This is a genomic window from Stenotrophomonas rhizophila (assembly GCF_001704155.1).
Classification (GTDB): domain Bacteria; phylum Pseudomonadota; class Gammaproteobacteria; order Xanthomonadales; family Xanthomonadaceae; genus Stenotrophomonas; species Stenotrophomonas rhizophila_A.
The window spans coordinates 1357163-1383171 of sequence record NZ_CP016294.1 but is presented as its reverse complement, the minus strand read 5'-3'; the positions used below and the strand labels follow the sequence as shown (position 1 = coordinate 1383171).

Here is a 26009-nt window from a genome sequence, read left to right as displayed (position 1 = left end):
GGCACCCGCAGGTGCCGTTCGTGCGTCATCGTGGTTGCGCTCAGGGCGAGGCGGCGCCTGCCACGCCCGCGGTCTTGCCACCCAGGCTGCGCGACAGGAACGCCAGCAGCTTGCCGTAATACTCGCGGCGATGCGGGTCGGTGTAGAAGCCATGGCCTTCGGTCGAGTAGTACAGCGATTCCACCGGCACGCCGGCCTTCTGCAGCGCCGCCTCCATGCGCTTGGTGTGCTGGATCGGGGCGCGCTCGTCTTCGCCGCCCGCCGCCAGGAACACCGGCACTTTGATGCGGTCGGCAAGGTTGACCGGCGAAACCGCGGCCACGTCATTGGGGCTGCCCAGCCATTCCTTCAGGTAGGTGCTGCCCGAACCGCTGCGCTGGACATCACCGGTGGTGTGCATCATCGGCAGGTCGTACACGCCGACGTAGCCGGCGGCGCAGCGGTACATGCCCGGCTCGCGGGCCGCGCCCATCATCGCCGCGTAAGCGCCGTAGCTGGCGCCATAGATGCAGACCCGGGCGGGGTCGGCGTGGCCCTGGCTGATCGCCCAGCGGGTCGCATCGGTCACGTCGTCCTGCATGGCGGCGCCCCACTGTTTGGCGCCGGCGTGCCGGTAAGCACGGCCGAAGTTGCCCGAACCACGGAAGTTGACCTGCAGCACCGCGTAGCCTGCCGCGGCCAGCATCTGCGCTTCGGAATCGTAGCTGCCGTCGTCGAACACGCCGAACGGGCCGCCATGCGGCATCACCACCATCGGCGGCTTCGCCCCTGCCGACGCGGCCGGCAGGGTGAGGTAGCCGTGCAGCTCCATGCCGTCGCGCGCCTTGAACGCATACGGCTGCACCTTGGCGGCGGTGTCCGGGTCGATCCAGGCGCCGCGGCTGATCAGGTGGTCGGCCTTCTTGGCGACCGTGTCGAAGATGTAGAAGTCACCTGGATTGCTTCCCGACCAGGTTTCCACAAGCACACTGCGGCCATCGCGCGTGCTGGAGGCAATGAACACCGCATCACCGCCGAACGCGGCTTCCAGGCTGCGGTACAGGCGCGCGTCGGCCGAGGTTTCGTCGAAAAAGCGGGTGCGCGGCTTGTCGCCCAGGTAGAGCGCGCCGACCGGAACACGGGTGCCGGGGCGGTAGATCAGACGGTCCGGATCCACGACGGGATCGCGCAGCAACGGGGTGCGGGTGCCGGTGACCGGGTCCCAGGTCACGATGGCATCGGGGCCGTTGGCCTGCTGCACCTGCAGGTAGGCGGTCCTGCCGTCTTCGGAGAAACCGAGCGCGGTTTCGATGCGGCCGGTATCGGCCTCGTCGTTCACCAGCTTCCAGGTATCGCCGATGGCATCGCGGTAATAGAGCTTGTTGACGTTGTCGATACCGGCACCGTGGGCGAAGCGGATCTGCCCGCTCGGGTCGCTGGTGAAATCGGCGCGGCGGACCGGCGACCGGGCCACGGTCACACGGCGGCCGCTGGCGATATCCATGCGATCGACACGGGTGTAGGGATCTTCGGAGAACGGCCACACCGAGACCAGCACGTTGCGCTCGTCCTGCGGCATCGAATCGATCAGGAAGGCGGCGACCGCTTCGACCTTCTTCGGTTGGATACGGGTGCCCGGACCGTTGCCTTCCACGCGATAGCCGACCAGCAGTTCGCCGCGGCCGCCATTGGCGTTCATCGCGTACAGCTCACCGGTGAGCTGCGGCTGGTCGAGGCTGCCGAACTTTTCGGCCAGGCCGATCAGCACGCGCTCGTTGTTGACCCAGTAGAAACTGGTGGCGTGGTTGTTGCGCGGCGGCACGAACGAACCGGTGACCTTGCCGGTGGCGCGGCTGAGGATGGCCAGTGCGGTTCGGTCTTCCATCGGCACGGTGGCGGCGTAGTAGTCCCCGCCCGGGGACAGCTTGATGTCGGTGAACGTGTCGCGCTTGAGATAACGCTCAAGCTCCAGCTCCGCCGCAGCCACCTGCCCCGCCGCCCCGCACAGCAGGGCCAAGACGGCCAGGGCCGCCCATTTCGAGTACTTCATCCTTCCCCCTCCAACCAGACACCTTGTCCGTGATGGGCGATTCTAGTCAGTTCGGCGTGGGGCAAGCCAGTGGCGACGTTCCCGCGCGCTTTCGGGACAGGAAAGAAAAATGGCACCGCGAACGGTGCCATTTGGACGTGCATTGACGGAGAGAGAGAGAGATCAATGCACGCCGCGGAACGCCAGGCTCAGGGCCAGGATGGACAGGATCACGGCGATGGTGCCGTCGAGGATCCGCCAGGTACGGGGTTTGGTGAACAACGGGGCCAGCAGGCGGGCACCGAGGCCCTGGGCGGTCAGCCACAGGCAGCTGGCGGTGACCACGCCGGCGGCGAACGCCATGCGGGCATTGCCGAAGTTTTCGGCAATGGAGCCGATCACCATCATGTCCAGCCAGAAGTGCGGGTTGATAAGCGAGAAACCGACCGCAGCGGTCAGCACGGCGCGGCGCGAGGTGTTGTCGCCGTCATCGACCTGCATGCCGCCGCCACCGGCCAGCGCGCGCCGGGCCGACTGCCAGGCGTACCAGCTGAGGAACGCCACGCCGCCCCACAGCACCACGGTGGTCAGCCAGGGCAATGCCTGGGTCAGGGTGCGCAGGCCGGCCACGCTGGCGAAGATGAAGATGGCATCGATCGCCGCGCAGGTCGCCACGACCGGCACGATGTGCTTGCGCAGGATGCCCTGGCGCAGGATGAAGGCGCTCTGGGCCCCGACCACGGCGAACAGGCCGATGCCGGCTGCGGCACCACTGAGCCACGCGGCCAGACCGGGGCCGCCGGAAATGAAGGAGAACATGGGATACCACCTGTGTTGCTGGGGGGCGGTGCCTCGCCAAGGCGTACAGCACCGTGATGGCGCGTATTGTCGCGCCGCAACATGGAAAAGTAGAGCTAAACTTACTTAACCATCTTTAGCGGAACTTAAGACGATGCGCATCGACCATGCCCAGCTCCGCGCCCTGGCGGCGGTAATCCGCGAAGGCAGTTTCGACCGGGCGGCGCAGTCGCTCAATGTCACCGCCTCGGCGGTGTCGCAGCGGGTGAAAGCGCTGGAAGACCGGGTCGGGCGGCTGCTGGTCAAGCGCTCTTCGCCGGCGGTGGCCACGCCGGAAGGCCAGGTGCTGGTGCAGCTGGCCGAGCAGACGGCGCTGCTGGAGCACGATGCGCTGCACCGGATGGGTATTGCCGATGAGGACCTGCCGCACGCCAGCATCCCGGTGGCGGTGAACCACGACAGCCTGGAAACCTGGTTCCCGGAGGCGGCGCTGAGTTTCGCGCGGCAGACCGGGACGACCCTGGACCTGCGCTCGGAGGACCAGGACCACACGGTGGCGCTGCTGCGCCAGGGCGCGGTGCTGGGCGCGGTGACCACGCTGGACGAGCCGGTGCAGGGCTGCCAGATCCACGCGCTGGGCAGCATCCGCTACGCGGCCACGTGCACGCAGGCCTTCCACGACCGCTACTTTGCCAAGGGGGTGAACGCGCAGTCCCTCGCCCAGGCGCCGGTGCTGGTGTTCAACCGCAAGGACGACATGCAGGCACGGTTCGCGCGGCGGCTGGCCGGCGACGACCTGCCGATGACGGCGCCGACCTGGTGGATTCCGTCAACGCGGGCGTTCGTGCAGGCCAACGTGGGCGGGCTGGGCTGGACGATGAACCCGCTGCCGCTGGTCAAGCGCCACCTGGACGCGGGGCGGCTGGTGCTGATGAAGCCGCGCGCGTGGGAAGACGTGCCGCTGTACTGGCAGCACTGGAAGGGCGACGTGCAGACGATGGCGCTGCTGACCAGGGCCGTGCTGGCGGCGTCGGCGACGCTGGTGCGCCGCAGACGGTAGGTACCCCACCGTTGGTGGGTACGCCTTCACGTGCCGACCAGCGGTCGGCACCTACCGTGGCCTCCAAGCATCCAGCGCGGGGCGTTCGATGGAATCGGATCCGGTCTATCTGCATATCCGGGTGGTGCTGAGCATCATCCTGGGGTTGAGCATCACCACGCTGGTGAAGGGATTGGCGTCAATCATCGAGCACCCGGCCCGGCGTGGCGGGTGGTCGGGCATCCATCTGTGCTGGCTGCTGTGGACGCTGGTGTCGGTGGTGACGTTCTGGTGGTGGGAGTTCCGGCTGGCCGGGGTGCGGCAATGGACGTTCGGGCTGTATCTGTTCGTGATCGGCTATTGCGCAAGCTGGTACATGCTGTGCGTGCTGCTGCTGCCCGATGACCTGCGCGAGTACGGCAGTTACGAGACGTACCTGATTGAACGGCGCGCGGGGTTCTTCGGCATGCTGGCGCTGGTGACCCTGCTGGACCTGGGCGACACGGCGATCAAGGGGCACAGCCGCTGGCAGATGCTCGGCGAGGCGTACCCGGTGCATACCGGGATCATGCTGGTGATTGCCGGGGTGGGCATCGCAAGCCGTTCGCGACGGGTGCACCTGGGCCTGGCGGTGCTGGCGCTTGTTTACCAGTGCGGGTATTTCCTCGCTGAATATTTCACCTTGGGGTCCGATTGATCCCTGCGATGCTGCGTTGCACCAAATCCGTACCGTTTCGGGCTAAAATTGGGCCCTGGATGCGCCAAGAGCTTGTTTCTTCACGCTTCTTCCACGAAGCGCGGTCATCCTGCCCTCATCTCCCCACATGAGATATCCATGAAAAAGTTAGCGAAGGTCGTCCTCGGCCTGCTCGTGCTGTTGCTGATCGCAGCGGCCGTATTCCTGTACTGGCCCCTCCACCAGCGTTCGGTTCCGGCCGCGGGCAACGACAAGCCGGTCGACGTCGTGCTGGTCGGCGGCGGCATCATGAGCATCACCCTGGCCACCTTCCTGCAGGAACTGCAGCCAGACTGGAACATCCAGGTGTTCGAACGCCTCGACGGCGTCGCCCTGGAAAGCTCCGATGGCTGGAACAACGCCGGCACCGGGCATTCGGCCTTCGCCGAACTGAACTACACCCCGGAACTGCCCGATGGCAGCATCGAGACCAAGCGCGCGGTCGGCATCGCCGAGCAGTTCGAGATCTCCCGCCAGTTCTGGTCGCACCAGGTCAAGGAAGGCCGGCTCAGCCAGCCGTCCGACTTCATCAACCCCACCCCGCACATGAGCTTCGTGTGGGGCGATGACAACATCGCCTACCTGCACAAGCGCCAGCAGGCGCTGGTCAAGAATCCGCTGTTCTACGGCATGCAGTACTCCGAAGACCCGGGGCAGATCAAGGCCTGGGCTCCGCTGCTGATGGAAGGCCGCGACCCGAACCAGAAGGTCGCCGCCACCTGGATGCCGCTGGGCACCGACGTCAACTTCGGCGTGATCACCCGCCAGCTCACCGCCGGCCTGCAGCGCAACCCGAACTTCAGCCTGCACCTGGAACATGAAGTCCGCGCCCTGCGCCAGAACGACGACAAGACCTGGAACGTCACGGTCAAGGACCTCAACGCCGGCACCGAGTCCACCCTCAAGTCGCGCTTCGTGTTCATCGGCGCCGGCGGCGCCGCGCTCAAGCTGCTGCAGCTCTCCAACATCCCCGAAGCCAAGAACTACGCCGGCTTCCCGGTCGGCGGCCAGTTCCTGGCCTTCAAGTCCCCGGCCATCGCCGGCCGCCACGGCGTCAAGGCCTACGGCATGGCCGAGACCGGCTCGCCGCCGATGTCCGTGCCGCACCTGGATTCGCGCAAGCTCGATGGCAAGCCGGTGGTCCTGTTCGGCCCGTTCGCCCTGTACAGCACCAAGTTCCTCAAGCACGGCTCCTGGTTCGACCTTTACTCCTCGGTCAACCACAACAACGTGGCCGGCATGCTCGACGTCGGCGCGGAGAACCTGGACCTGGTGAAGTACCTGATGGGCCAGGCCCGCCTCAACGACGACGACCGCCAGGCCGAACTGGTCAAGTACTTCCCCAACGCCAAGCGCGAGGACTGGGAACTGGTCACCGCCGGCCAGCGCGTGCAGATCATCAAGCACGACCCGGAAAAGGGCGCCGTCCTGCAGTTCGGCACCGAAATCGTGACCGACAAGGACCACACCCTGGCCGCCCTGCTCGGCGCCTCCCCGGGGGCCTCGACCTCCCCGCCGATCATGCTGGACCTGCTCAAGAAGGCCTTCCCCGAGCAGATGGCCGCCGGCTGGGAAGCCCGCCTGGCCCAGATCGTGCCGTCCTACGGGCGCAAGCTCAACGACAGCCCGGCCCTGACCAACGAGATCCGCCGCCAGACCAGCGACACCCTGCGCCTGCCGTACCTGGACGTGCCGGTGGAGACGAGCCCGGCAGTGATGCTGACCCCGCCGCCCGCGGCGCCGGTGGCGCCGGCGAAAGAAAAGCGGAATGCGAACGAGGAGCTGCAGGCCCTGTAGGTCCGCAGCGGAAAGCAGCGGGGCAGAGCCCCGCTATACAAAAACCGGCTTCGGCCGGTTTTTTTTTTGCTGTTCCGACCGCCCCAAGCCATTCGTCAGGGGTGCGGGGCGGCAGGGGGTAGCGGGACCTTGAGCAGCATGGATGCTGCGATGAGCCCCATGGAAGGGTTTACGCGCGTCCCGCTGCCCCCTGCCGCCCCGCACCCCAACACGTAGAAAGGAGACGCCCGCGCTTTCAGCTCGTTAAATTATTGTAATTAGAATGCGAACGATTTACATTTGCGTCCCGTTGTGCACCCACCTGCCTCTGCTGAGACCCCCGCATGTCCCTCCGCTCCCTCCCCTCCGCTTCCGTCCGCCGTGCCCCACTGGGCCTGGCCCTGCTGTCCGTGCTGTCGCTGGCCTCGCCCTTGGCCCTGGCTGACACCGTCGATGCCGGCAGCAGTGCCGCCGATGCCAAGACCCTGGACCAGGTGAACGTCGTCGGCTCCCAGCGCGCGCCGTCCAGCACCACCCGCCTGCCCATCACCCTGCAGGAAACCCCGCAGTCCACCAGCGTCCTCGCCCTCGACCGCATCCAGAACGAATCGCTGTTCTCGATCAACGACGTCATGCGCAACATCACCGGCGTCAACGTCTCCTTCTACGACACCCAGCGCCCCCTGTACTACGCGCGCGGCTTCACCATCACCGACTTCCAGGTCGACAGCCTGCCCACCTACAGCGGCTCCACCAACCAGGAATACGACACCGCCTTCTACGACCGCATCGAAGTCATCCGCGGCGCCAACGGCCTGCTCAGCGGCGCCGGCATTCCCTCGGCCACCGTCAACCTGCTGCGCAAGCGCCCCGGCAAGGAGTTCGACGCCTCCTTCGCCATCAGCGCCGGCAGCTGGGACTTCCGCCGCATGGAAGCCGACGTCAACGCCCCGCTCACCCGCGATGGCCGCTTCCGCAGCCGCGTCGTTGCCGCGTATACCGATCGCGAGCTGTATTACGACCGCTACAAAGAAGACAAGATGGCCGGCATGGCCGTGCTGGAAGGCGACCTGACCGATTCCACCACCGTCACCGTCGGCTACCAGCGCCAGGACAACAACCCGGTCGGCTCCACCTGGGGCACCGTGCCCTTCTTCAACAGCGACGGCACCTTCGCCCACCTCCCCCGCGAAACCAACATGGCCCCCAAGTGGAGCTACTGGCAGCGCGAAACCAGCACCGCCTTCGCCAACCTCGAACAGCGCTTCGGTGAAAACTGGCTGCTCAAGCTCAACACCGCCTACACCCGCGGCAACGTCCAGAACGTGCGCGTCTACGGCAGCGGCTACCCCGATCCCGTGAGTGGTGCCGGCACTTACCTGCTGGCCGGTGCCGGCGATGCCGAAGACACCCGCAAGGGCGCCGACCTGTTCCTGTCCGGCACCTTCCCCGCCTTCGGCCGCGAACACGATGTCGTCGTCGGTGGCAGCTGGTCCGACCTCGAAGCCACCACCTGGACCCTTACCTCGGTGGCCAACTGGCGCTACAACATCCCCGACATCCGCAACTGGAACGGCGACATTCCCGAGCTGACCGCCAGCCGCACCGGCGCCCGCCGCATCGCCCGCACCCGGCAGAGCGGCGTGTACGCCTCCACCCGCCTGCGCCTGGCCGATCCGCTGTCGCTGATCGCCGGCGCGCGCCTGAGCCGCTGGGAAACCCTGACCCGCGCCTACAACGCCGCCGGCACCTACACCGGCACCAGCGGCCAGTACAAAGTCACCGACGAAGTCACTCCCTACGTCGGCCTGGTCTACGACATCGTGCCCGACTTCTCGGTGTACGCCAGCTACACCGAAATCTTCAACCCGCAGAACTACAAGGACCGCAACGAGAACCTGCTCGCCCCGGTGGAAGGCTCCAACCTGGAAGCCGGCATCAAGTCGCAGTGGTTCGACGGCCGGCTGACCGCCAACGCCGCCATCTTCGAAGCCAAGCAGGACAACTACGCCGTGCGCGACATGAGCCTGCCGGACGGCTCACTCAGCGATGGCACCTCGGCCTACATCGGCGTCAACGGCACCAAGTCGCGCGGCTGGGAAATGGACATCAACGGCGAGATCCGCCCGGGCTGGACCGTCAATGCCGGCTACACCCACGTCAAGGTGACCCGTGCCAGCACCGACCTGATCTACGCCAACCTGCCCGAGGATTTCCTGCAGCTCAACACCAGCGTGCGCCTGCCCGGCGTGCTGGACCGCCTGACCGTGGGCGGCGGCTTCTCCTGGCAGAGCGAAGTGGAGGGCTACAACATCCCCTACCCGCTGGGCGGCACCCGCACCGTGCGCCAGCCGGCCTACATGCTGGTCAACCTGCACGCCAACTACCAGATCAGCGACAGCTGGACCGCCACCCTGAGCGTGCGCAACGCGCTGGACAAGACCTACTGGGCCAACCTGGACTACAACAACTACGGCGAACCACGCTTCATTTCCGCGAGCCTGCGCTGGAAATACTGATCCGCCGCGCGGTTGAAATCTGAATAGGCCCGCCTCCTGGCGGGCCTTTCTTTTTGCTGCGCTGCGGGTTGCACGACCGTCCGTAATTATGGCGTAATTACCAAAACGCCATTCGGATGCCCGTCGATGAACCCCAGTTGGGACACCTTGGAGCGTGGCCGCCAGGCCCGGCTTGAACGCGCCGCCCCCTGGGCGCGCGGCCGCAACGTCGCCGCCAACGATGCCATCGCCCTGCTGCACGCCCTGCTGGAGCCGGGCGACAAGGTCTGCCTGGAGGGCAACAACCAGAAACAGGCCGATTTCCTCGCCCAGTGCCTGGCCGACCTCGACCCGGCCCGGGTCCATGACCTGCACATGGTGCAGTCGGTGCTGTCACTGCCCTCGCACCTGGATGTCTTCGAACGCGGCATCGCCTCCAGGCTCGACTTCTCCTTCTCCGGCCCGCAGTCGGTGCGGCTGGCCAACCTTGTCGCCGAAGGGCGCATCCAGATCGGTGCGATCCATACCTACCTGGAACTGTTCGGCCGCTACTTCATCGACCTCACCCCGCGCGTCGCACTCGTTGCCGCCCAGGCCGCCGACCGCCACGGCAACCTCTACACCGGCCCCAACACCGAAGACACCCCGGTGATCGTCGAGGCCACCGCGTTCGGCGGTGGCATCGTCGTCGCCCAGGTCAACGAGATCGTCGACACCCTGCCCCGCGTCGACATCCCCGCCGACTGGGTCAACTTCGTGGTGCAGGCGCCGCGCCCGAACCACATCGAACCGTTGTTCACCCGCGACCCGGCGCAGATCTCGGAAATCCAGGTACTGATGGCGATGATGGCCATCAAGGGCATCTACGCCGAATACGGGGTCAACCGGCTCAACCACGGCATCGGGTTCGATACCGCCGCCATTGAACTGCTGCTGCCCACCTACGCCGAATCGCTCGGGCTGAAAGGAAAAATCTGCCAGCACTGGGCGCTCAACCCGCACCCGGCGTTGATCCCGGCGATCGAATCGGGCTTCGTCAGATCCGTGCACTCGTTCGGCTCCGAACTGGGCATGGAAAAGTACATCGCCGCGCGCGGGGATGTGTTCTTTACCGGCGCCGACGGCTCGATGCGCTCCAACCGCGCGTTCTCGCAGACCGCCGGGCTGTATGCCTGCGACATGTTCATCGGTTCCACCCTGCAGATCGACCTGCAGGGCAACAGCTCCACCGCCACCCGCGACCGCATCGCCGGCTTCGGCGGCGCGCCCAACATGGGCTCGGACGCACGCGGCCGCCGCCATGCCAGCGACGCCTGGTTGAAGGCTGGCCAGCAGGCCGCGCGCCCCGGTGAAATGCCACGTGGGCGAAAACTGGTGGTGCAGATGGTGGAAACCTTCCGCGAGCACATGGCGCCGGCGTTCGTTGATCGGCTGGATGCGTGGGAACTGGCCGAACGTGCGGCCATGCCGCTGCCGCCGGTGATGATCTATGGCGACGACGTCAGCCATGTGCTTACCGAAGAGGGCATCGCCAACCTGCTGCTGTGCCGCACCCCGGAGGAACGCGAACAGGCCATCCGCGGCGTGGCCGGCTACACCGCCGTGGGCCTGGGCCGCGACCGCGCGATGGTCGAGAACCTGCGCGACCGTGGCGTGATCCAGCGCCCGGCCGACCTGGGCATCCACGTGCGCGATGCCAGCCGCGACCTGCTGGCCGCGCGTTCGGTGAAAGACCTCGTGCGCTGGTCCGGCGGCCTGTACGACCCGCCCAAGCGCTTCCGCAACTGGTAAGGGAACCTGCCATGGAAACCCTCGACTACCGTTTCACCGGCACCCAGCCCGTGCACTTCCCCACCGATGCGGTGCTGGTGGGCGTGCTGGCCTCGGGCAACCTGGAAATCCTGCTGGAGCCTGCCGCGCTGGACGGCGCGATGGCGGTGCGCATCATCACCGCCGCGCGCGGTTTCGGCAGCATCTGGGAAGCGGTGATCACCGATTTCGCCCGCCGCCACCCGCTGCGCGATGTGCAGGTGTCGATCAACGACGCCGGCGCCACCCCCGCCGTGGTCAGCCTGCGGCTGGACCAGGCGGTGGAAACCCTGCACGCCGGAGACAGCGCATGAGCCTGGCCCACCGCCACAGCTATTACGAAGCCGACGCACGCGAGCGCATCGCCGGCGTGCTGGATACCGGCTCGTTCAAGGAACTGCTTGGGCCTGCACAGCGCGCGATCAGTCCGCACCTGGCCCAGCTGGACCAGCCCGCCGCGTTCGACGACGGCATCGTGGTGGGCGAAGGCCAGCTGCGCGGCAAGCGCGTGCTGGTGGCCGCACAGCAGGGCCAGTTCATGGGGGGCGGCGTGGGCGAAGTGCACGGCGCCAAGCTCACCGGCCTGCTGCAACGCGCCGGGCAGACCCGCCCCGAAGGCGTGCTGCTGCTGCTCGATACCGGCGGCGTGCGCCTGCACGAGGCCAACGCCGGGCTGATCGCCATTTCCGAAATCATGCGCGCGGTGCTCGCAACGCGTGCCGCCGGGGTACCGGTGTTGGCGCTGATCGGCAGCGGCAACGGCGCGTTCGGGGGCATGGGCATCGTGGCCCGCTGCTGCACCACGGTGATCATGTCCGAGGAAGGCCGGCTGTCGCTGTCCGGCCCGGAGGTGATCGAAACGGTGCGCGGCGTGGAAGAGTTCGATGCGCGCGACCGCGCACTGGTCTGGCGGGTCACCGGCGGCAAGCACCGCTACCTGATCGACCAGGCCCAGGTGCTGGTGCCCGATGCGATAGAGGCGTTCGCGCAGGCGGCATTCGATGCCCTGCAGCCGGATGCCGCCAGCAACGGCACCGATACCGCCCTTGCCGCGCTGCAGGCCCGCCACGCCGCCCTCAAGGCGCGCGCGCAGGCCTGGGGCGATTGCCGCGATGGCGTGGAGATCTGGGCACGGCTCGGCATCGACGATCCGCAACGGCTGCCGTTGCTGGATACCGATGACTTCCTGGCCGCCACCGCTGACCGGAGCCTGCCATGACCGCGCCACTGAACACCCTGCTCGACGCGCTGTTTCCGCGCGGGCATACCATCGCCGTTGCCGATTCGGCACTGACCGGGACCGCCACCACCGACGACGGCGGGGTGACCGTGATCGGCACCACCGACAAGATCGAAGTGGGCGTGGATCACGCGCTGGTGCTGGCCGAAACGGTATTGGCGAGCACCGCTGCGTTCCCGCAGCGCCCGATCGTGATGCTGGTCGATACCGCCGGCCAACGACTGGCGCGCCGCGATGAACTGCTGGGCATCAATGGCTACTTCGCGCACCTGGCGCAGACGTTGGACCTGGCCCGGCGCCGCGGCGCGCGCCTGGTCACGCTGGTGTACGGCGAATCGGTCAGCGGTGGCTTCCTGTCGTTCGGGCTGATGGCTGACCACATCCACGCCCTGCCCGATGCGCAGGTGCGGGTGATGGACCTGCGCGCGATGGCACGGGTGACCAAGCAGCCGCTGGAGAAACTGCAGGCGCTGAGCCAGAGCTCGCCGGTGTTCGCGCCGGGCGTTGAAAACTACGTTGCGATGGGCGCGGTGCAGTCGGTATGGCACGGCGATCTGGCGCAGGCTTTGCTGGACGCGCTGCGCACGCCGGCAGAGGGTGACCGGCGCGCGCAACGCGGTGCCGAGCGTGGTGGCCGTACCCTGGCCGCGCGCGTGGCTGCACAGGTGGCCGCTGGCGATGCCTGACCGGCCTGCCCGCCACACCCTGGTCTGGCTGTCGGCGCACGCCGATTGGCGGGCTGACATCGCCGCGCATGACGCGCGCCTGGCGGCGTGGTTTGCCCAGGGCTGGCCCGCCGTGGTGGCGCGCCGCGCTGCCGATGATCCCGATCCCCGCGTGCGCCTCGGCATTCCCCTCCCCCCCGCCGAGGGCAAGCAGCGGTTGGGTCTGCGGGTGCCGCTGGGCGACATCGTGCGCCAGCAGGCGCCGCTGGAACTGGCCGGGGTGCGGGTGCACGCGCGCACGCCGGAGGACTGGCGCGGACCGCTGCAGGCGTTGGATCGGCTGGCGCCGGCCCGGGTGTTCGGGGCGTTTGCCTGGCAGGCGTTGACCGGGTTGGAGTACGTGCATGCGCGGTCGGATATCGACCTGCTGTGGGACGTCGAAACCGCGCAGGATGCTGACGCGCTGGTCGCTGCCCTGCAGGCATGGGAGCTGCGCTTTGGCCGGCGCGTGGATGGTGAGCTGTGCCTGCCCGATGGTGGGGCGGTGAACTGGCGCGAGTTTGGTGGTGGGTCGCGGCAGGTGTTGGTGAAGCGGGTGGATGGGGCCGGGTTGGAGTTGCGGTCGAACCTGTTCGGGTGTGCGGGGTTGCCACGCAGGGCGTGGCACTACGGGGCCGCGGTTTGAACGCGGTCGTGCAATGCCTGCTGCCTTGCGTCGATTCGGCGCGGTTGGGGCGGCTGGCGGTGGGCGCGCTGCATGCGGAACTGGCATTGGCGCCGAAGCCGGGGCTGGTGACGCCGTTCGATCCGGGCAGCCATGACGACATGGATGCCGGCACCTTCCTGCGCAGCCTGTTTGCGTTGCGCCATTACTTCCGCGATATCGCGCTGGCCGGCGCGGAAGATGCACCGTTCTCCTCGCTGCGCACGCTGGGTATTCAAGCCGAAGCGGCGATGTTGCGCGCCACCGGAGGAATCAATACGCACCGGGGTGCGGTCTTCAGTATTGGATTGCTGGTGGCGGCCGCTGCGCGTTGCCGCAGCATGGGGCAGCCGGTGTCGGGTGAGCAGGTCTGCCTCGGCGTCCAGCACTGGTCGCCTGGGCTGCTGGCCGCGCCGCTGGATCCGGACAGCCCGGGCCAGCGTGTACGCGCCCGGCATTGCATTGCCGGTGTGCGCGAACAGGCGGCCGCGGGGTATCCCATGCTGCGCACGTTGGCGCTGCCGACCCTGCGCGATGCGCTGGCGGCAGGTCTTCCGCGCGAGGCCGCGCTGTGCCACACGCTGATGGCACTGGTAGCCGAACTGGACGACATCAACCTGCTGCACCGCGGCGGCGCCGAGGGCCTGCACTGGGCCCGCGCCCAGGCGGCCGTGTTCATGGCCGAGGGCGGTGCGTTCGCCGCCGGTTGGCGCGCGCGCCTGCAGCAGCTGGGCGAGGCGTTCGTGGCGCGCCGGCTCAGCCCGGGGGGCAGTGCCGACCTGCTGGCCTGCAGCGTTTTCCTGCTGCAGCAGGAGGCGGTATGAGCCTTGCACTGCTCTGCCCCGGCCAAGGCGCGCAGCACCCGGCGATGTTCGACCGGGTGCGCGACAACGCGGCGGCGCGTGATGTGCTTGACAGTGTGGGTGCGGTGCTGGGCCAGGACGTGTTCGCTGCGGCAGGCGCGGAGGCACGATTCGAGAACGCGCTGGCGCAGCCGCTGCTGTGCGCGGCCAGCCTGGCGCACTGGCAGGCGCTTCGCACTGAACTGCCGGTGCCGGGCATGGTGGCGGGTTACAGCATCGGTGAGCTGGCGGCACATGCCGTTGCCGGCACTTTCGACACACCGTCCTGCCTGGCCTTGGCGGCGCAGCGTGCGCGGTACATGGATGCCGCCAGCCCTGCCGGCGCAGGCATGCGGGCGTTGCTGGGACTGGATCGCACGCAGGTGCAGTCGCTGTGCGCGCTGCATGGCGCCTATATCGCCATCGTCAATGGCCATGATCATTTCATCGTGGGCGGTGGACTGGCGGGCCTGGAAGCGCTGGCCGGGGACGCGCGTGCGGCCGGTGCGGATATCCGTCCGTTGCCGGTGCACGTGCCTTCGCACACGCCGCTGCTGCAGGCGGCAGTTCCCCGCTTTGCCGCTGCGCTGGAGGCGGTCGCGTGGCAGCAACCGGGCCTGCCGGTGCTGGCCGGCATCGATGCGCGCGTGGTGCGCGACCACGCCGGCAAGGTGCACACGTTGTCGGCGCAGCTGGCGCAGACGATCGAATGGGCGCAGGTGATGCGCCAGCTGTTCGAGCGCGGTGCGCGGGTGTTCCTGCAACTGGGCCCGGGCACCGCGCTGGCGCGCATGGTGGCCAGCGCCTATCCGTGCTGCGAGGTCCGCGCGGTCGAAGAATTCCAGCACCTGGATGGTGCGGTGGACTGGGTGCAACGCGCACTCGTTCGCCTGCAATGAGCGGTTGGCTCCACCTGTAGCACGCCACACCCCGTGGATGGCGGGTTTCCATCCGTGCGGTACGCGAATCACGTGTCTGGGAGGGCGCATGAGTCCACAAATTGCAACGATCATCGGTCTGGTGATCATGTTCATCATCGCCACTGCCCTGCCGATCAACATGGGTGCGGTGGCCTTCGCGCTGGCCTTCATCATCGGCGGCATCTTCGTGGGGATGGAGGGCAAGGAGGTGCTGGGCGGCTTCCCGGGCGATCTGTTCCTGACCCTGGTCGGGATCACGTATCTGTTTGCGATCGCGCAGAAGAACGGCACGATCGATCTGCTGGTGCACTGGGCAGTTCGGGCGGTTCGCGGGCGGATCGTGGCCATTCCGTGGGTGATGTTCGTGGTCACGGCGGTACTGACTGCATTCGGTGCGCTGGGTCCGGCAGCGGTGGCGATCATCGGGCCGGTGGCGCTGCGCTTTGCGAAGCAGTACAAGATCAACCCGCTGATGATGGGCCTGCTGGTGATCCATGGCGCGCAGGCAGGTGGGTTCTCGCCGATCAGTGTGTACGGCAGCATCACCAACGGGGTGGTGCAGAAGGCGGGTCTGGAAGTGACGGAGATGGCAGTGTTCCTGACCAGCCTGGGCTTCAACTTCATGATGGCGACGATCTGTTTCTTCGCGTTCGGCGGGGTGGCGTTGATGCGGCGCGGTGCGGTGGCGATGGGCGGCGGTGAGCTGGCGCTGGCCGGTGGGCCGCAGGCGTCGTCGCGGCAGTTCGCGATCGAGGGTCACGGGGCGCTGGTGTCGGCGGGCGGCGGGACGTTGTCGAACGATCCTGACGCGCTGGAAGCGGTGGGCATCACGCGCGAGCGGCTGTTCACTTTGGTGGGGCTGGTCGGGTTGGGCGTGGCGGCGTTGATCTACAACCTCAATGTGGGACTGGTGTCGATCACGGTGGCGGTGGTGCTGGCGCTGTTGTCGCCGGCCAGCCAGAAGGGTGCGGTGGATGGGATCAGCTGGTCGACGGTGCTGTTGATCTGCGGTGTGGTGACGTATGTGGGGGTGCTGGAGAAGGCCGGTTCGGTGGACTTCATCGGCAACGGGGTGTCGAACATCGGCATTCCGCTGCTGGGGGCGCTGCTGGTCTGTTATGTGGGCGGGATCGTGTCGGCGTTTGCGTCGTCGGCGGCGGTACTGGGCGCGACGATTCCGTTGGCGGTGCCGTTCCTGCTGCAGGGGCATCTGGGCGCGGCGGGCGTGATCTGCGCGCTGGCGGTGTCGTCGACGATCGTGGATGTGAGTCCGTTCTCGACCAACGGTGCGCTGGTGGTGGCATCGGCGGCCAAGGAAGAGCGCGAGTCGCTGTTCCGCCGGTTCCTGGTGTACAGCGGGCTGGTGGTGGTGTTCGGGCCGCTGTTGGCTTGGCTGCTGTTTGTTGTTCCGGGTTGGATGTAAGGCTGAAGCAACGGCCAAAGCAACAGCAAAAGCCTATCGCCAAGGCCTCCGCGGCTTGGCGGGACGGTGCGGGTTTGCGGGGGACGCCGTGAACCCGTCCATGGGGGCTTGGTCGCGGCATCCATGCCGCTCACACCCCCGCAAACCCGCCCCGACCCGCCTTTGACGGTGTTTTGGTGGCCTTGGGGAAGAGCGAATACAATTCATTCATGGCCATTGCTCCTGCTCCGCGTTCACCTAAAAGGCGTGCTCCCTTGTATGAGGAGGTGGCCGAGCATGTGCGTGAGCGCATCTATGACTACCGCTTGCCGCCTGGGGAGTGGATTGATGAGCCGGGGCTTTGCGAGGAGCTGGGCATCAGCCGTACGCCGTTGCGCGAGGCGCTGAAGCTGCTGGCGGCCGAGGGGTTGGTGCAGATTGATGCGGGGCGTGGGGCGCGGGTGACGCGGCTGACGCTGGAGGATCTCAACCAGCTGTTTCCGGTGATGGCGATGCTGGAGGGGCGGTGTGCGCATGAGGCGGTGAAGCACATCGACGATGCGGGGATAGAGCAGTTGGAAGCGCTGCATGCGGCCATGGAGGCGGCGGCGGCGGAGGGCAATATTGCCGACTACTACCGCAACAACTATCTGATCCATGAGACGGTGCAGCACTACGCCGGTAATCCGTGGTTGATCCGGATCACGCATGACCTGCATCGCATTCTGAAGATGCATCGCGGCCGGCAGCTGTTGACGCCGGGGCGTACGGCGCAGTCACTGGCGGAACATCGCGAGTTGATGGAGTGTTTCCGCCGGCGCGATGCGGAGGCAGCCGAGCGCACGATGGAACGGCACCTGCTGAGCCAGGGCCAGGCGTTGGCGGCGTATGTGGCAGCCGGTGGATTGTTGAACGTTCCAGCGCCACTACCCACCGAAGGCGGCACGTAACCCCGCGCGCCGTGTAGAGCCACGCCCTGCGTGGCTGCGCAATCAGGTCGGGCGCGTTTCCCTCAGGCCCCACAGAACGGGCAATACCAGCAGCGCGACGGCGGCGATCATCGCCCCGGGCGCTGCCGCCCAGCCGGTGTGGCGCACCAGCAGTTCGGCCAACAGCGGGGTGGCGCCGCCGAAGAAGGCGGTGGCCATGGTCACGCCCAGCGCCAGGCCGCTGAGCCGGCCTTCGCCGGGGAACTGTTCGGCGGTGGCCGGCGCGGCGACGGCGCTGACGCCGCCGGCCAGGCAGGCCAACACCACGGCGGCCAGTGCGATCTGCACCGCGCTGCCGGTGGCCATCACGCCGAACATCGTCAACGGCAGCAGCGCTGACAGCAGTGCCAACCCGATCAACACCGGGCGTCGCCCCACCTTGTCGGACAACGCGCCCACCAGCGGGGTCACGCCGATCACGGCGACGGCGGCGATGGTGGACAGCCACAGTGCCTGGGATTCGCCGACGTCACTGGCCGAGCCGAGAAACGCTGGCACGTAGGTGATGCCCACGTAGTAGGTGATCGAACCCAGCGCGGAGATGGCGAAGGTGCGCGCGACCGCGCCGCGATGGTAGCGCCAGGTATCGCGGATCGGCGAGGTCGGTACCGTGCCGGCGGCCACCTGGCGTTCGAATTCGGGCGATTCGTGCATGGTCGAGCGCGCGAGGAGGATCGCGCCGGCCAGGGCCGCACCGATGAAGAAGGGAATGCGCCAGCCCCAGCCATCGAGCTGGGCGCTGCTGAGCAGCGCCACGGTCAGTGCCGAAAGTGCCACGGCGAGCAGGGCACCCACTTCGCTTGCGGCGGAGGCGAGAGAGGTCACCAGCCCGCGCCGGCGGATGGGGGCGCTTTCCAGCAGGTAAGCCACCACGCCGGTGTATTCGCCGCCTACCGAAAACGCCATGACGCAGCGGAGCAGCAGCAACAGCACGCCGGCGGTGGCGCCGATGCTGTCGAAAGTCGGCAGCAGCGCGGTGGCCAGCATCGCCAGCGTCATCAGGGCCATGGACGCCAGCAGCATGTAGCGTCGGCCGAAGCGGTCTCCGAAGTGGCCGAAGCAGAGCGCGCCGAGGGGACGCATCAGGTAGCTCACCGCGAAGCCGGCCAGGGTGGCCAGCAGGGCGTTGTCGCCCCCGCCGAAGAACACCCGCGACAGCACCGTGGCCAGGTAGAGGTACAGGGTGAAGTCGTACCACTCCACCACGGTGGACAGGCCAGCGACGATCATGGAGCGGGTGGGTGTGGCGGACGGTGGGTTGGTCATGGGTTCGGAGCCTACGACAAACGATCTGCAGACCGTGTCGTCGTAGCGCCACGCCCTGCGTGGCCCTACGCGGTGCGTGCGTAGCGCAGCAGGCGCCCACGCCCTGGCGAACTGCTTTCATCCTCGCCAAAGCCCCCCTCTTCGCTCGCTTCATACCCCTGCAGGGCCATGGCGCGCGAGAAGCCACCGAGGTTGCCGCGACCGGGATCGGTCAGCAGCAGTTCGGCCGTGGGCTTGGCGTGGCGCTCCATCACTGCGGCGATCTGCACGCCGTGGCCCCGCTCGTACAGCACATCGCTGCCGATGATCAGATCGAAACGACCCAGTGACGTATCTGGCATCTCCCAGGGCAGGTCGCGGTAATGCACGGCCGGCAGGTCGTTGAGGCCGGCGTTGTAGGCCAGGAACGATTCGGCCAGCGGATGGTGGTCACTGGCCACCACGTTGGCGCCACGATGCGCCAGCACCAGGCTGGACAGGCCCAGCCCACAACCCAGCTCCAGGATGCGTTTGCCGGCCACGTCGTACTGGCTCATGGTCTCGGCCAGCACCCGGCCGGCGGGCCAGACCTGGCCGAACAGGCTCCACAGCGAGGAATGGATGCCGGCGCGTTCGGCGCGGCCGGTGGGATCGGCGAACTGCTGCAGGTCGCTCAGGGCACGAATACGGAACTCGTGGCCGTTGACGGCAACCGTGAGAATGCGGGTGGTATAGCCCGGCATGTGCGCTCCATGAAACACGGAGAGCCGGCCCACCCCGGTGGCGGACGGCTCGAAAGGGGAGCGAAGCGGGCGACCGGAAGGGCCGCGCAGGACGCGCGAAACGGCGTGGGACGCACCCATCCTACAGGACGGGCGGTTTCCGTCCTTCACTCAGTATCGGATCTGGCAATTGGGGCAGAAGAAGGTGCGCCGCCGGCTCTTGCCGGGGTACGTCTTGGAAACCGGGCCGCCGCAGGTCGGGCAGGTCCGCTTGGTATGGATCTGCCAATGCTTCTTCAGCTCGAAGGCGCGCTTCCATTCCAGGAACAGGAAGCTGTAGGCGCGGGCGTCGGCAATGACCCTCCCGAGTATCCGCGGTGGCAACGCTCCCACCGTGCTTTCCGGGTGCACCCGCTGGCGGAACAGCACTTCGTTCTTGATGATGTTGCCGACGCCGGCGAACAGCTCCTGGTCCAGCAGTGCATCGCAGATCAGGGTGTCCGGCTGCTGCTTCAGCCGGCGCCGGGCCAGGCGCGGGTCCCACGCATCGTTCATCACGTCGGTGCGCCAATCGTAGGTTTCGTCCAGCTTGCCTTCGATGTACTTCAGCGATGAGGCGTAGATGTTCAGCTCGCCGTTGTCGAACTGCAGCGAAACACGCGGGGGCGATGGCTTGCGTTCGTCGATGCGGTAGCTGCCGAACATCAGCATGTGCACGCGCAGGCTGAAGCCGCTGAACTCGATCAGGAAGTGTTTGCCCCAGCTGCGCAGCGCGATCACGCGCCGCCCCTCCATGCGGGTGAGATCCAGGGAGCTGTTGCCCACCGCCCGGCGCACGGTCTTGCCACGGAACTTCGCCGCCGCCTCGCGCAGGATGACGATGGAAGGGCCTTCAGGCATGCAACCGCTCCTGCAGGCGCGCGGCGTTGGCCACGGCAAAGCCGTGCGCGGTGTTGTCGAAGATGACCCAGCGGGGTCCACGTGCATGGCGCACCTGCGCGGCCAGCGCGTCCAATGCCGCGTCGTCATAGTCGCTGTAGTACATGCGCGGTGCGCCGTGCCAGCGCCAGTAGCGCCATGTCGGTGCACCGCCCGGTTGGGCAGCCGCCGGCACACGCGCTGGATCGGCCGCCAGCCGCGAGACGCCGTGGCGCAGCAGCAATGCGTCGGCCGTGTCGGTGAACCAGCTGGCATGGCGCGGCTCGCACACCAGCGGCACCCCACTGCGCCTGCGCAGCGCGCGGAAGAAGCTCGAGGCACGGCGGGTATCCAACGCCAATGAGGGCGGCAACTGCAGCAGCAGGCCACCCAGCTTGGTGCCGAGCGCGCTGGAGTCATCGAGGAAGCGGTCAAGCAACGGCCCCACGCCGACCAATGCCGAATCGTGGGAGATCGTGCGCGGTATCTTGACCGAGAAGCGGAACGCGGGCGGCACACTGGCCGCCCAACGTTCGTAGGTGCCGGGCTTGTGCGGCCGGTAGAACGAGGAGTTGATCTCCACTACGGGAAACCGGGTGGCGTAGCGCGCGAGCATGCTCTCCCCGGGGCCGAACAGGTCAGCGTAGCGGCCCGGAATGGACCAGCCAGCGCAGCCGACCAGCGGCCCGGGGGAGGCAGGCATGTCCGGCGTTCCTCAGACCTGGATCTCACCCTGGTCTTCACCGTCCCAGTAATGGATGCGGTGCGCATGGACGTGGATCAGGACCAGGCCCGGGGTATCCACACCCTGTTCGAACCAGCGCTCCAGGCTCTTCTGCCAGTGTTCGCGCATCACTTCCTTGTCGCGGATGATCCGGCCCTTGCCCTGCACGAACACGAACAACGGCGGTTTGCCGAGCAGGCCCTTGCTGCCGACGAAGCTCAGCGCGACCTTGGGCTCGGCCTGCAGCTCGCGCACCATGTCGGTGCTGTCCAGCGAGAAGAACCAGCTGTCACCGTCGTAATCGACATCACCGTTGTTGCTCATCGGGCGGCCGGCGATCTCGCCGTTGTCGGCGAAGGTCTGCAGCATGGTGAAGTCGATGCCGGCCATTTTCTTGGCCAGGTCGTGCAGGGTGAGCGTGGTCATGGCGGTATCCGTGCGGGAATCGGGTACTGCCAGACTCCGTGGGGGGCCGTGACCGGATCGTGCACGTGCCATGTCGTGGCGTTCACGGCGGTGGGTTGTTGCCGATGAACACCGGGTTGGAATGGAACCACAGGTCCTGCCAGGGATCTTCGCCTTTGATGTCGGGCATTGGCGTCGGCTCATCCGTGTTGCTGCCGCGTGCACGCACGAATCCGCCGCCGGGCGGCGCCGGCAATTCCCACGTCACCTCATACCACCGACCTTCCTGCTTCCACTCCTTGGCGGTAAAGCGTTGGGTCTGCATCCTGGGCGCCTGGCCAGTGCCACTGCCGACGATCAGCTGCAGCTGGCGCAGCGCCGGATGTCGCCCGATCGCATTGGCGCTGTCCGGCGTTCGCACCCGCAGCTGCACGCGCATCGGCGTACCCGCTGCCACGGTCACGCCCCCGCCCATGTGCCCCACCCCACCGCTGCCATCGACCGCCTGCACGCTCAGCTCCAATGCGTCGATCAGGTCGCCGGTCACCGCGAACATGCGCCCGGCGCGCACGCCGCCGAGGATGTCATCGGCTTCCGGGCGTGCCCAGACATACGTCTTGCTGTACTCACCCGGATCGAAGTCGCTGCCCCCGTCGCGCTGGTTCACGTGCGAATCGGAACTGGCGGTGATCCAGAAGCGGCTACCGTCGGCCAGCATCTGGTCCCAGACGCCGCCGACCTGCGTGGTCATCTGGTCGAAGCCGCCGAAGGTCGGCGCTGCCGCATTCCGGTACAGGCCGCGCTCGGAGCGGGTAGCCTGGTGCCCGGGCGCGCCCTCCATGCCGACCAGCACCTGCGGCGCAGCGGCATGCCACGCCTTCAGCTCAGCGGGCTCCACTTCGCCCCACTGCCCCACCCCGGTAGCGGTTCGCGAGGGGTGGTTGATCAGCATCAGCGGCAGCGGACGCAGCCCGCGCATGTGGACCAACGCATCCAGCATGTGCTGGTGGGTATCGCGGCTGCCCTCTTCCAGCGGTTCACCGCGGCTGTAGTGGCGTTCGATCGTCACCAGGTGTTCGGCTTCGCGCGCGCCCGGCGCGATGACCAGCGAGGCGTGTTCGCCGGCCGGCACATCGAACTCCATGCCGTTGAACTGGATGACCTCGGGCACGTCCTGCCGGGCCTGCAGCAGCGCCGGATAGGCGTGATCGCGGGTCACCGCCGAGTGGCCGGGGCCGCCGTGGTCGGTATGCACCATCCAGCGCAGCCCGAAGTGCCGCGCCCGTTCGGCGTTGTGGCTGCGGGTGTAGGACGAGTCGCCGCCACGGATCGGCGTGGGCGGCGTGGTGCTGCGGTCCCAGTCCACGCTCCATTCGCTGTGCACGTGGTGGTCACCAGGCTGCCAGTCGCGACCGGCATCAGGATCGGCAGGCGACGCCGTGGTCGGCGCCGCAAGCAGCGTGAGTAGAAGAAGTGTCTGCATGATCAGAAGTCGGCGCGCAGGCCCAGGCTGATGCGGCGGCCCGAGGCTTCGTACATGGTCGGGAAGGACGGATCCATGGTGTAGCCGCTGGTGATCTCGTTGGTCAGGTTGATGCCCTTCAGGCTGACCTTGATGTTGTCGGTGATCCGGTAGCCGATCGACACATCCATCTGGCCGTAGGCATCGCGCCAGATCGGGTACATGTCATAGCCGATCGATTCCACGTATTCGTCCTTGTGGTTGTAGGACACGCGGGCATCGAACCGGTCATTTTCGTAGTACGCAGTAAGGTTCCAGGTCTTCTCGGCCAGGCCCGGCATCGGCGTGCGGATGCCCAGGTCGGACTCACCGGCCAGCGAGCTGTCCAGCACGGTGTAGTTGGCATTCACGCCGAAGCCTTCCAGCATGGGGTGGAACATGCCCAGTGGCAGCTGCGCCACCAGCTCCACGCCGTCTACCTGATAGGAACCCTTGGCGTTCACCGGCTGGTACACGTCGAAATCGAAGATGCCGTTGAGGGTGCCGTTGGCGTTGTACACGGCCACATCCTCGACCACGCCGGTCAGCGAGTTGATCACCACGCCGTCGATGTTCTTGCGGAAGTAGGAAGCGGCAAACAGCGCGCCGTTGTCCAGGTACTTCTCCAGGCCCACTTCCCACTGCTTGGCGTAGGTGGGCTTCAGTTCCGGGTTGCCATCGGTGAAGCGGTACGAGCTCCAGCTGGCGGTACGCTTGTAGGCGATGTCGGTCAGCGCCGGGCGCATCATGGTCTTGGACGCGGCCGCACGCAGCAGCAGGCCCTGGGCCAGTTCGGCGGTCATGTTGAAGCTGGGCAGCACGTCGTCGTAGCTGCCATCCCTGGATACCGGGGTATCGGTGTAGCCGGTGCTGCCATCGGGCCGCTGGATCGGGTGGTAGCCGAACGAGGTGACGCTGGTATCGACATAGCGCGCGCCGGCGTTGATGTTGACCGGCACGTGGCCGATATAGAAGGCGAAGTCCGCCATCGCGTACACGCTCGTCACCTTCTCATCGACCTGGTAGAACTGGCCGGCGTCGAAGGGGGTGTAGAAGCCGTCATAGCGGAAGGCGCGGCGTGCGTAGTCGTTGGACACCTGCTGCCAGTCCAGGTCCTTGATGGTGTAGTCGCCGCCGGGAACGATGTCGCCGATCCACTGCAGCGGGCTGTCGGCCAGGGTGCGGGTGTTGACCCAGGCGCTGCTGCCGGCGGTCGGCCCGGTGATCTTGAGCTCGCCGTACTGGCGCTGCTTGGAGCGGTCGGTGTAGCGCGCACCGAACTTCACGTCACGCAGCGCCGGCAGGAAGGCCAGGTCCAGCATGCGGGTCACGTTGACCTGGGCGGCGTACTTGTCGTCGTCCACCTTCTCCAGCGTGGTTTCGTAGGCTTCGAACAGGTACTTGTCCGAGGCGTTGTACATGTCGAAGCCGCCCGGCGTGCTGGGGATGGTTTCGCCGCTGCGGCCGGTCCAGCGGGTGCGCGAAGGCGCGTAGGCGACGTGCTTGAGGTTGGAGAAGTCCGAGGTCTTCTCCGCGCCGGAATAGCCGGCCATGGCATCGATGTACCAGTCCTGGCCCTTCCAGTCGAGCGCAACGCTGTACTGGCTGTAATCGGTCTTGTTGATCCGCTCCTTGCTCAGCATCTCGTGCTGGGTGGCGGTGTAGGACACATCGCGCAGCACCACCATGCCGTACTCGGACAGGGTGCTTGCGTCGTATTCGTGGATGGTGTCGAGGGTGCTGCGGCTGGAGGCCGAATAGGCCGCCGCGTCGTACTCGTCCTCGGTCGAATCGTAGCCGCCCAGCATCGCGTCGAAAGTCAGGCTGAAGCTGCTGCTGGGCTTGTACTGCAGCGACGCGGTGGCGCCCCACTTGTCCTGCTCGTTGAGGTAGACGCGGTCGCCGACCTTGTCCTGGAAGACCACCCGATTGGTTTCATCGGTGTCGGTGCGGTTGACGATGTTCACCCCGGCGTCGCGCGCCAGCACGGCCTGGGCCTGGGTACCGCGCGTGCCGGACGCCCCCAGGAAGCGCGACATCGGGCGGAAGTTGATGCCCGAGGTGGAGTCGGTACGGTTGGTGCGCTTGGACTGCGAGTACGACACCAGGCCGCCCCAGTCGCCCCAGGTATCGGCGGCCAGGAAGGCGAAGCGCGGGTCGACTTCTTCGGAGATGCTGTTGTGTGCGCCTTCGGCCGACAGCACCAGTTTGCGCTCGTTGTAGTCGAACGGTCGCGCGGTGGTGATCTTCACCGAGCCGGCGATGCCGCCCTCTTCGTCGGCGGCGGTGGGCGACTTCTGCACCGTGACCTGCTGGATGATCTCCGAGGCGAACATGTCGAATTCCACGTCACGCCCACCACTGCCCGAAGCTGTGGCCAGGTCGTTGATCGATACGTACGTGTATTCCGACGGCAGGCCGCGCACGTTGACCTTGGTGCCCAGGCCCTTGCTGCGCTCGATGGTCACGCCGGGAACGCGCTGCAGCGCTTCGGCCAGGTTCTGTTCCGGAAAGTCGGCCACGTCGGTGGCGACGATGGAATCGGAAAAGCCGATGTTGTTGCGCTTCAGGTCGACCGCCTGTTCCAGGCTGCGGCTGTAGCTTCCGGTCACCTGGATGGTTTCCAGGTTCTGCGCGCCGGGCGCGGCGCCTGCGCCCGCAGAAGCCTGCAGCGGGGCAGCACGGGCCTCGGCTGCCGCCATCGGCGCGACCACGCCGGAGGTGGGCTCGCTGCCCGCCGTCGCGGCTTCAATGGTAACCGTACCGGCATTGAGGTAGCGGTAGCGCAGCCCGGTGCCGGCCAGCAGGCGGTCAAGCGCCGCCTCCGCGCTCAGGCCCGCCGGCACCGCCGGGGTGCGCGGATTCCCCGCCACCTGCGCGTTGTAGACGAACTGCAGGCCGGTCTGGCGCGACAGCGCGTTGAGTGCCATGTCCAAGGGCTGCGAGGCGATGGCATCGGCGGCAAGCCGGGTCGGTTCTGCAGCGGTGGCCGTCGCGGTGACCTGCAGGGCAAGGGCGATCGAAAGGAACAGAGTGCAGCGCATCGTGGGATCCAGTGAGGGAATGGCG

General features: G+C 67.2%; 22 protein-coding genes. 13 read left to right on the top strand and 9 right to left on the bottom strand.

What is annotated here, in order from left to right; translation table 11 throughout:
- Window positions 1-40 precede the first annotated feature (40 nt).
- Complete coding sequence (locus BAY15_RS06320) at window positions 41-2029, bottom strand: alpha/beta hydrolase family protein (RefSeq protein WP_083214080.1); 1989 nt, start codon at window positions 2027-2029, stop codon at window positions 41-43.
- 162 nt (window positions 2030-2191) lie between these two features.
- Window positions 2192-2827 (bottom strand): LysE/ArgO family amino acid transporter, encoded by a 636-nt coding sequence (locus BAY15_RS06315; protein WP_068850096.1) that lies wholly within the window; start codon window positions 2825-2827, stop codon window positions 2192-2194.
- A 133-nt stretch (window positions 2828-2960) separates the two neighbouring features.
- Here BAY15_RS06315 and BAY15_RS06310 point away from each other — a divergent pair, with 133 nt between their 5' ends.
- The 13 genes from BAY15_RS06310 to BAY15_RS06250 all read left to right on the top strand — a co-directional run bounded on the left by BAY15_RS06310 (window position 2961) and on the right by BAY15_RS06250 (window position 17386).
- Complete coding sequence (locus tag BAY15_RS06310) at window positions 2961-3866, top strand: LysR family transcriptional regulator ArgP (RefSeq protein WP_068850092.1); 906 nt, start codon at window positions 2961-2963, stop codon at window positions 3864-3866.
- Between the two features lie 88 nt (window positions 3867-3954).
- Window positions 3955-4542, top strand: a complete 588-nt coding sequence (locus tag BAY15_RS06305; RefSeq protein ID WP_068850089.1) for a hypothetical protein — start codon at window positions 3955-3957, stop codon at window positions 4540-4542.
- A gap of 138 nt (window positions 4543-4680) precedes the next feature.
- The gene (gene mqo / locus BAY15_RS06300) at window positions 4681-6378 is read left to right on the top strand and encodes a malate dehydrogenase (quinone) (protein ID WP_068850086.1); all 1698 of its coding nucleotides are present in this window, start codon (window positions 4681-4683) and stop codon (window positions 6376-6378) included.
- Between the two features lie 323 nt (window positions 6379-6701).
- Window positions 6702-8876, top strand: a complete 2175-nt coding sequence (locus BAY15_RS06295) for a TonB-dependent siderophore receptor (protein WP_068850084.1) — start codon at window positions 6702-6704, stop codon at window positions 8874-8876.
- 126 nt (window positions 8877-9002) lie between these two features.
- Window positions 9003-10646, top strand: coding sequence for a malonate decarboxylase subunit alpha (gene mdcA / locus BAY15_RS06290; protein WP_068850082.1), 1644 nt, complete (start codon window positions 9003-9005; stop codon window positions 10644-10646).
- Window positions 10647-10657: 11 nt separating this feature from the next.
- On the top strand, window positions 10658-10978 hold the full coding sequence (mdcC, locus tag BAY15_RS06285; protein WP_068850081.1) for a malonate decarboxylase acyl carrier protein: 321 nt from the start codon (window positions 10658-10660) through the stop codon (window positions 10976-10978).
- Entirely contained in the window at window positions 10975-11883 is a 909-nt protein-coding gene (locus BAY15_RS06280) for a biotin-independent malonate decarboxylase subunit beta (RefSeq protein WP_068850079.1), read from the top strand. Before mdcC ends, BAY15_RS06280 begins: the two co-directional genes overlap by 4 nt.
- Window positions 11880-12590, top strand: a complete 711-nt coding sequence (gene mdcE / locus BAY15_RS06275; protein WP_068850077.1) for a biotin-independent malonate decarboxylase subunit gamma — start codon at window positions 11880-11882, stop codon at window positions 12588-12590. Before BAY15_RS06280 ends, mdcE begins: the two co-directional genes overlap by 4 nt.
- Window positions 12583-13254, top strand: coding sequence for a malonate decarboxylase holo-[acyl-carrier-protein] synthase (gene mdcG / locus BAY15_RS06270; RefSeq protein WP_068854581.1), 672 nt, complete (start codon window positions 12583-12585; stop codon window positions 13252-13254). The genes mdcE and mdcG overlap by 8 nt, the downstream gene beginning before the upstream one ends.
- Window positions 13251-14096 (top strand): triphosphoribosyl-dephospho-CoA synthase MdcB, encoded by an 846-nt coding sequence (gene mdcB / locus BAY15_RS06265; protein WP_068850073.1) that lies wholly within the window; start codon window positions 13251-13253, stop codon window positions 14094-14096. The genes mdcG and mdcB overlap by 4 nt, the downstream gene beginning before the upstream one ends.
- Window positions 14093-15013, top strand: a complete 921-nt coding sequence (gene mdcH, locus BAY15_RS06260; protein WP_068850071.1) for a malonate decarboxylase subunit epsilon — start codon at window positions 14093-14095, stop codon at window positions 15011-15013. The genes mdcB and mdcH overlap by 4 nt, the downstream gene beginning before the upstream one ends.
- Before the next feature lie 88 nt (window positions 15014-15101).
- Window positions 15102-16457, top strand: a complete 1356-nt coding sequence (locus tag BAY15_RS06255; protein WP_068850068.1) for an SLC13 family permease — start codon at window positions 15102-15104, stop codon at window positions 16455-16457.
- 209 nt (window positions 16458-16666) lie between these two features.
- Entirely contained in the window at window positions 16667-17386 is a 720-nt protein-coding gene (locus BAY15_RS06250) for a GntR family transcriptional regulator (RefSeq protein WP_068850066.1), read from the top strand.
- A gap of 42 nt (window positions 17387-17428) precedes the next feature.
- Here BAY15_RS06250 and BAY15_RS06245 read toward each other — a convergent pair whose 3' ends face one another.
- The 7 genes from BAY15_RS06245 to BAY15_RS06215 form a co-directional block, all read right to left on the bottom strand.
- Window positions 17429-18691, bottom strand: a complete 1263-nt coding sequence (locus tag BAY15_RS06245) for an MFS transporter (protein WP_068850063.1) — start codon at window positions 18689-18691, stop codon at window positions 17429-17431.
- 65 nt (window positions 18692-18756) lie between these two features.
- The gene (locus BAY15_RS06240) at window positions 18757-19413 is read right to left on the bottom strand and encodes a class I SAM-dependent methyltransferase (protein ID WP_068850060.1); all 657 of its coding nucleotides are present in this window, start codon (window positions 19411-19413) and stop codon (window positions 18757-18759) included.
- Between the two features lie 150 nt (window positions 19414-19563).
- Window positions 19564-20292, bottom strand: a complete 729-nt coding sequence (locus BAY15_RS06235; protein WP_068850057.1) for a DNA-formamidopyrimidine glycosylase family protein — start codon at window positions 20290-20292, stop codon at window positions 19564-19566.
- Window positions 20285-21013: a DUF72 domain-containing protein gene (locus BAY15_RS06230; RefSeq protein ID WP_068850054.1), complete on the bottom strand. Its 729-nt coding sequence runs from the start codon at window positions 21011-21013 to the stop codon at window positions 20285-20287. Before BAY15_RS06230 ends, BAY15_RS06235 begins: the two co-directional genes overlap by 8 nt.
- Window positions 21014-21025: 12 nt before the next feature.
- Window positions 21026-21460, bottom strand: coding sequence for a pyridoxamine 5'-phosphate oxidase family protein (locus BAY15_RS06225; RefSeq protein ID WP_068850052.1), 435 nt, complete (start codon window positions 21458-21460; stop codon window positions 21026-21028).
- An 82-nt stretch (window positions 21461-21542) separates the two neighbouring features.
- Entirely contained in the window at window positions 21543-22922 is a 1380-nt protein-coding gene (locus BAY15_RS06220) for a hypothetical protein (protein ID WP_068850050.1), read from the bottom strand.
- A 2-nt stretch (window positions 22923-22924) separates the two neighbouring features.
- Window positions 22925-25984, bottom strand: a complete 3060-nt coding sequence (locus BAY15_RS06215) for a TonB-dependent receptor (RefSeq protein WP_068850048.1) — start codon at window positions 25982-25984, stop codon at window positions 22925-22927.
- Window positions 25985-26009: the final 25 nt, after the last annotated feature.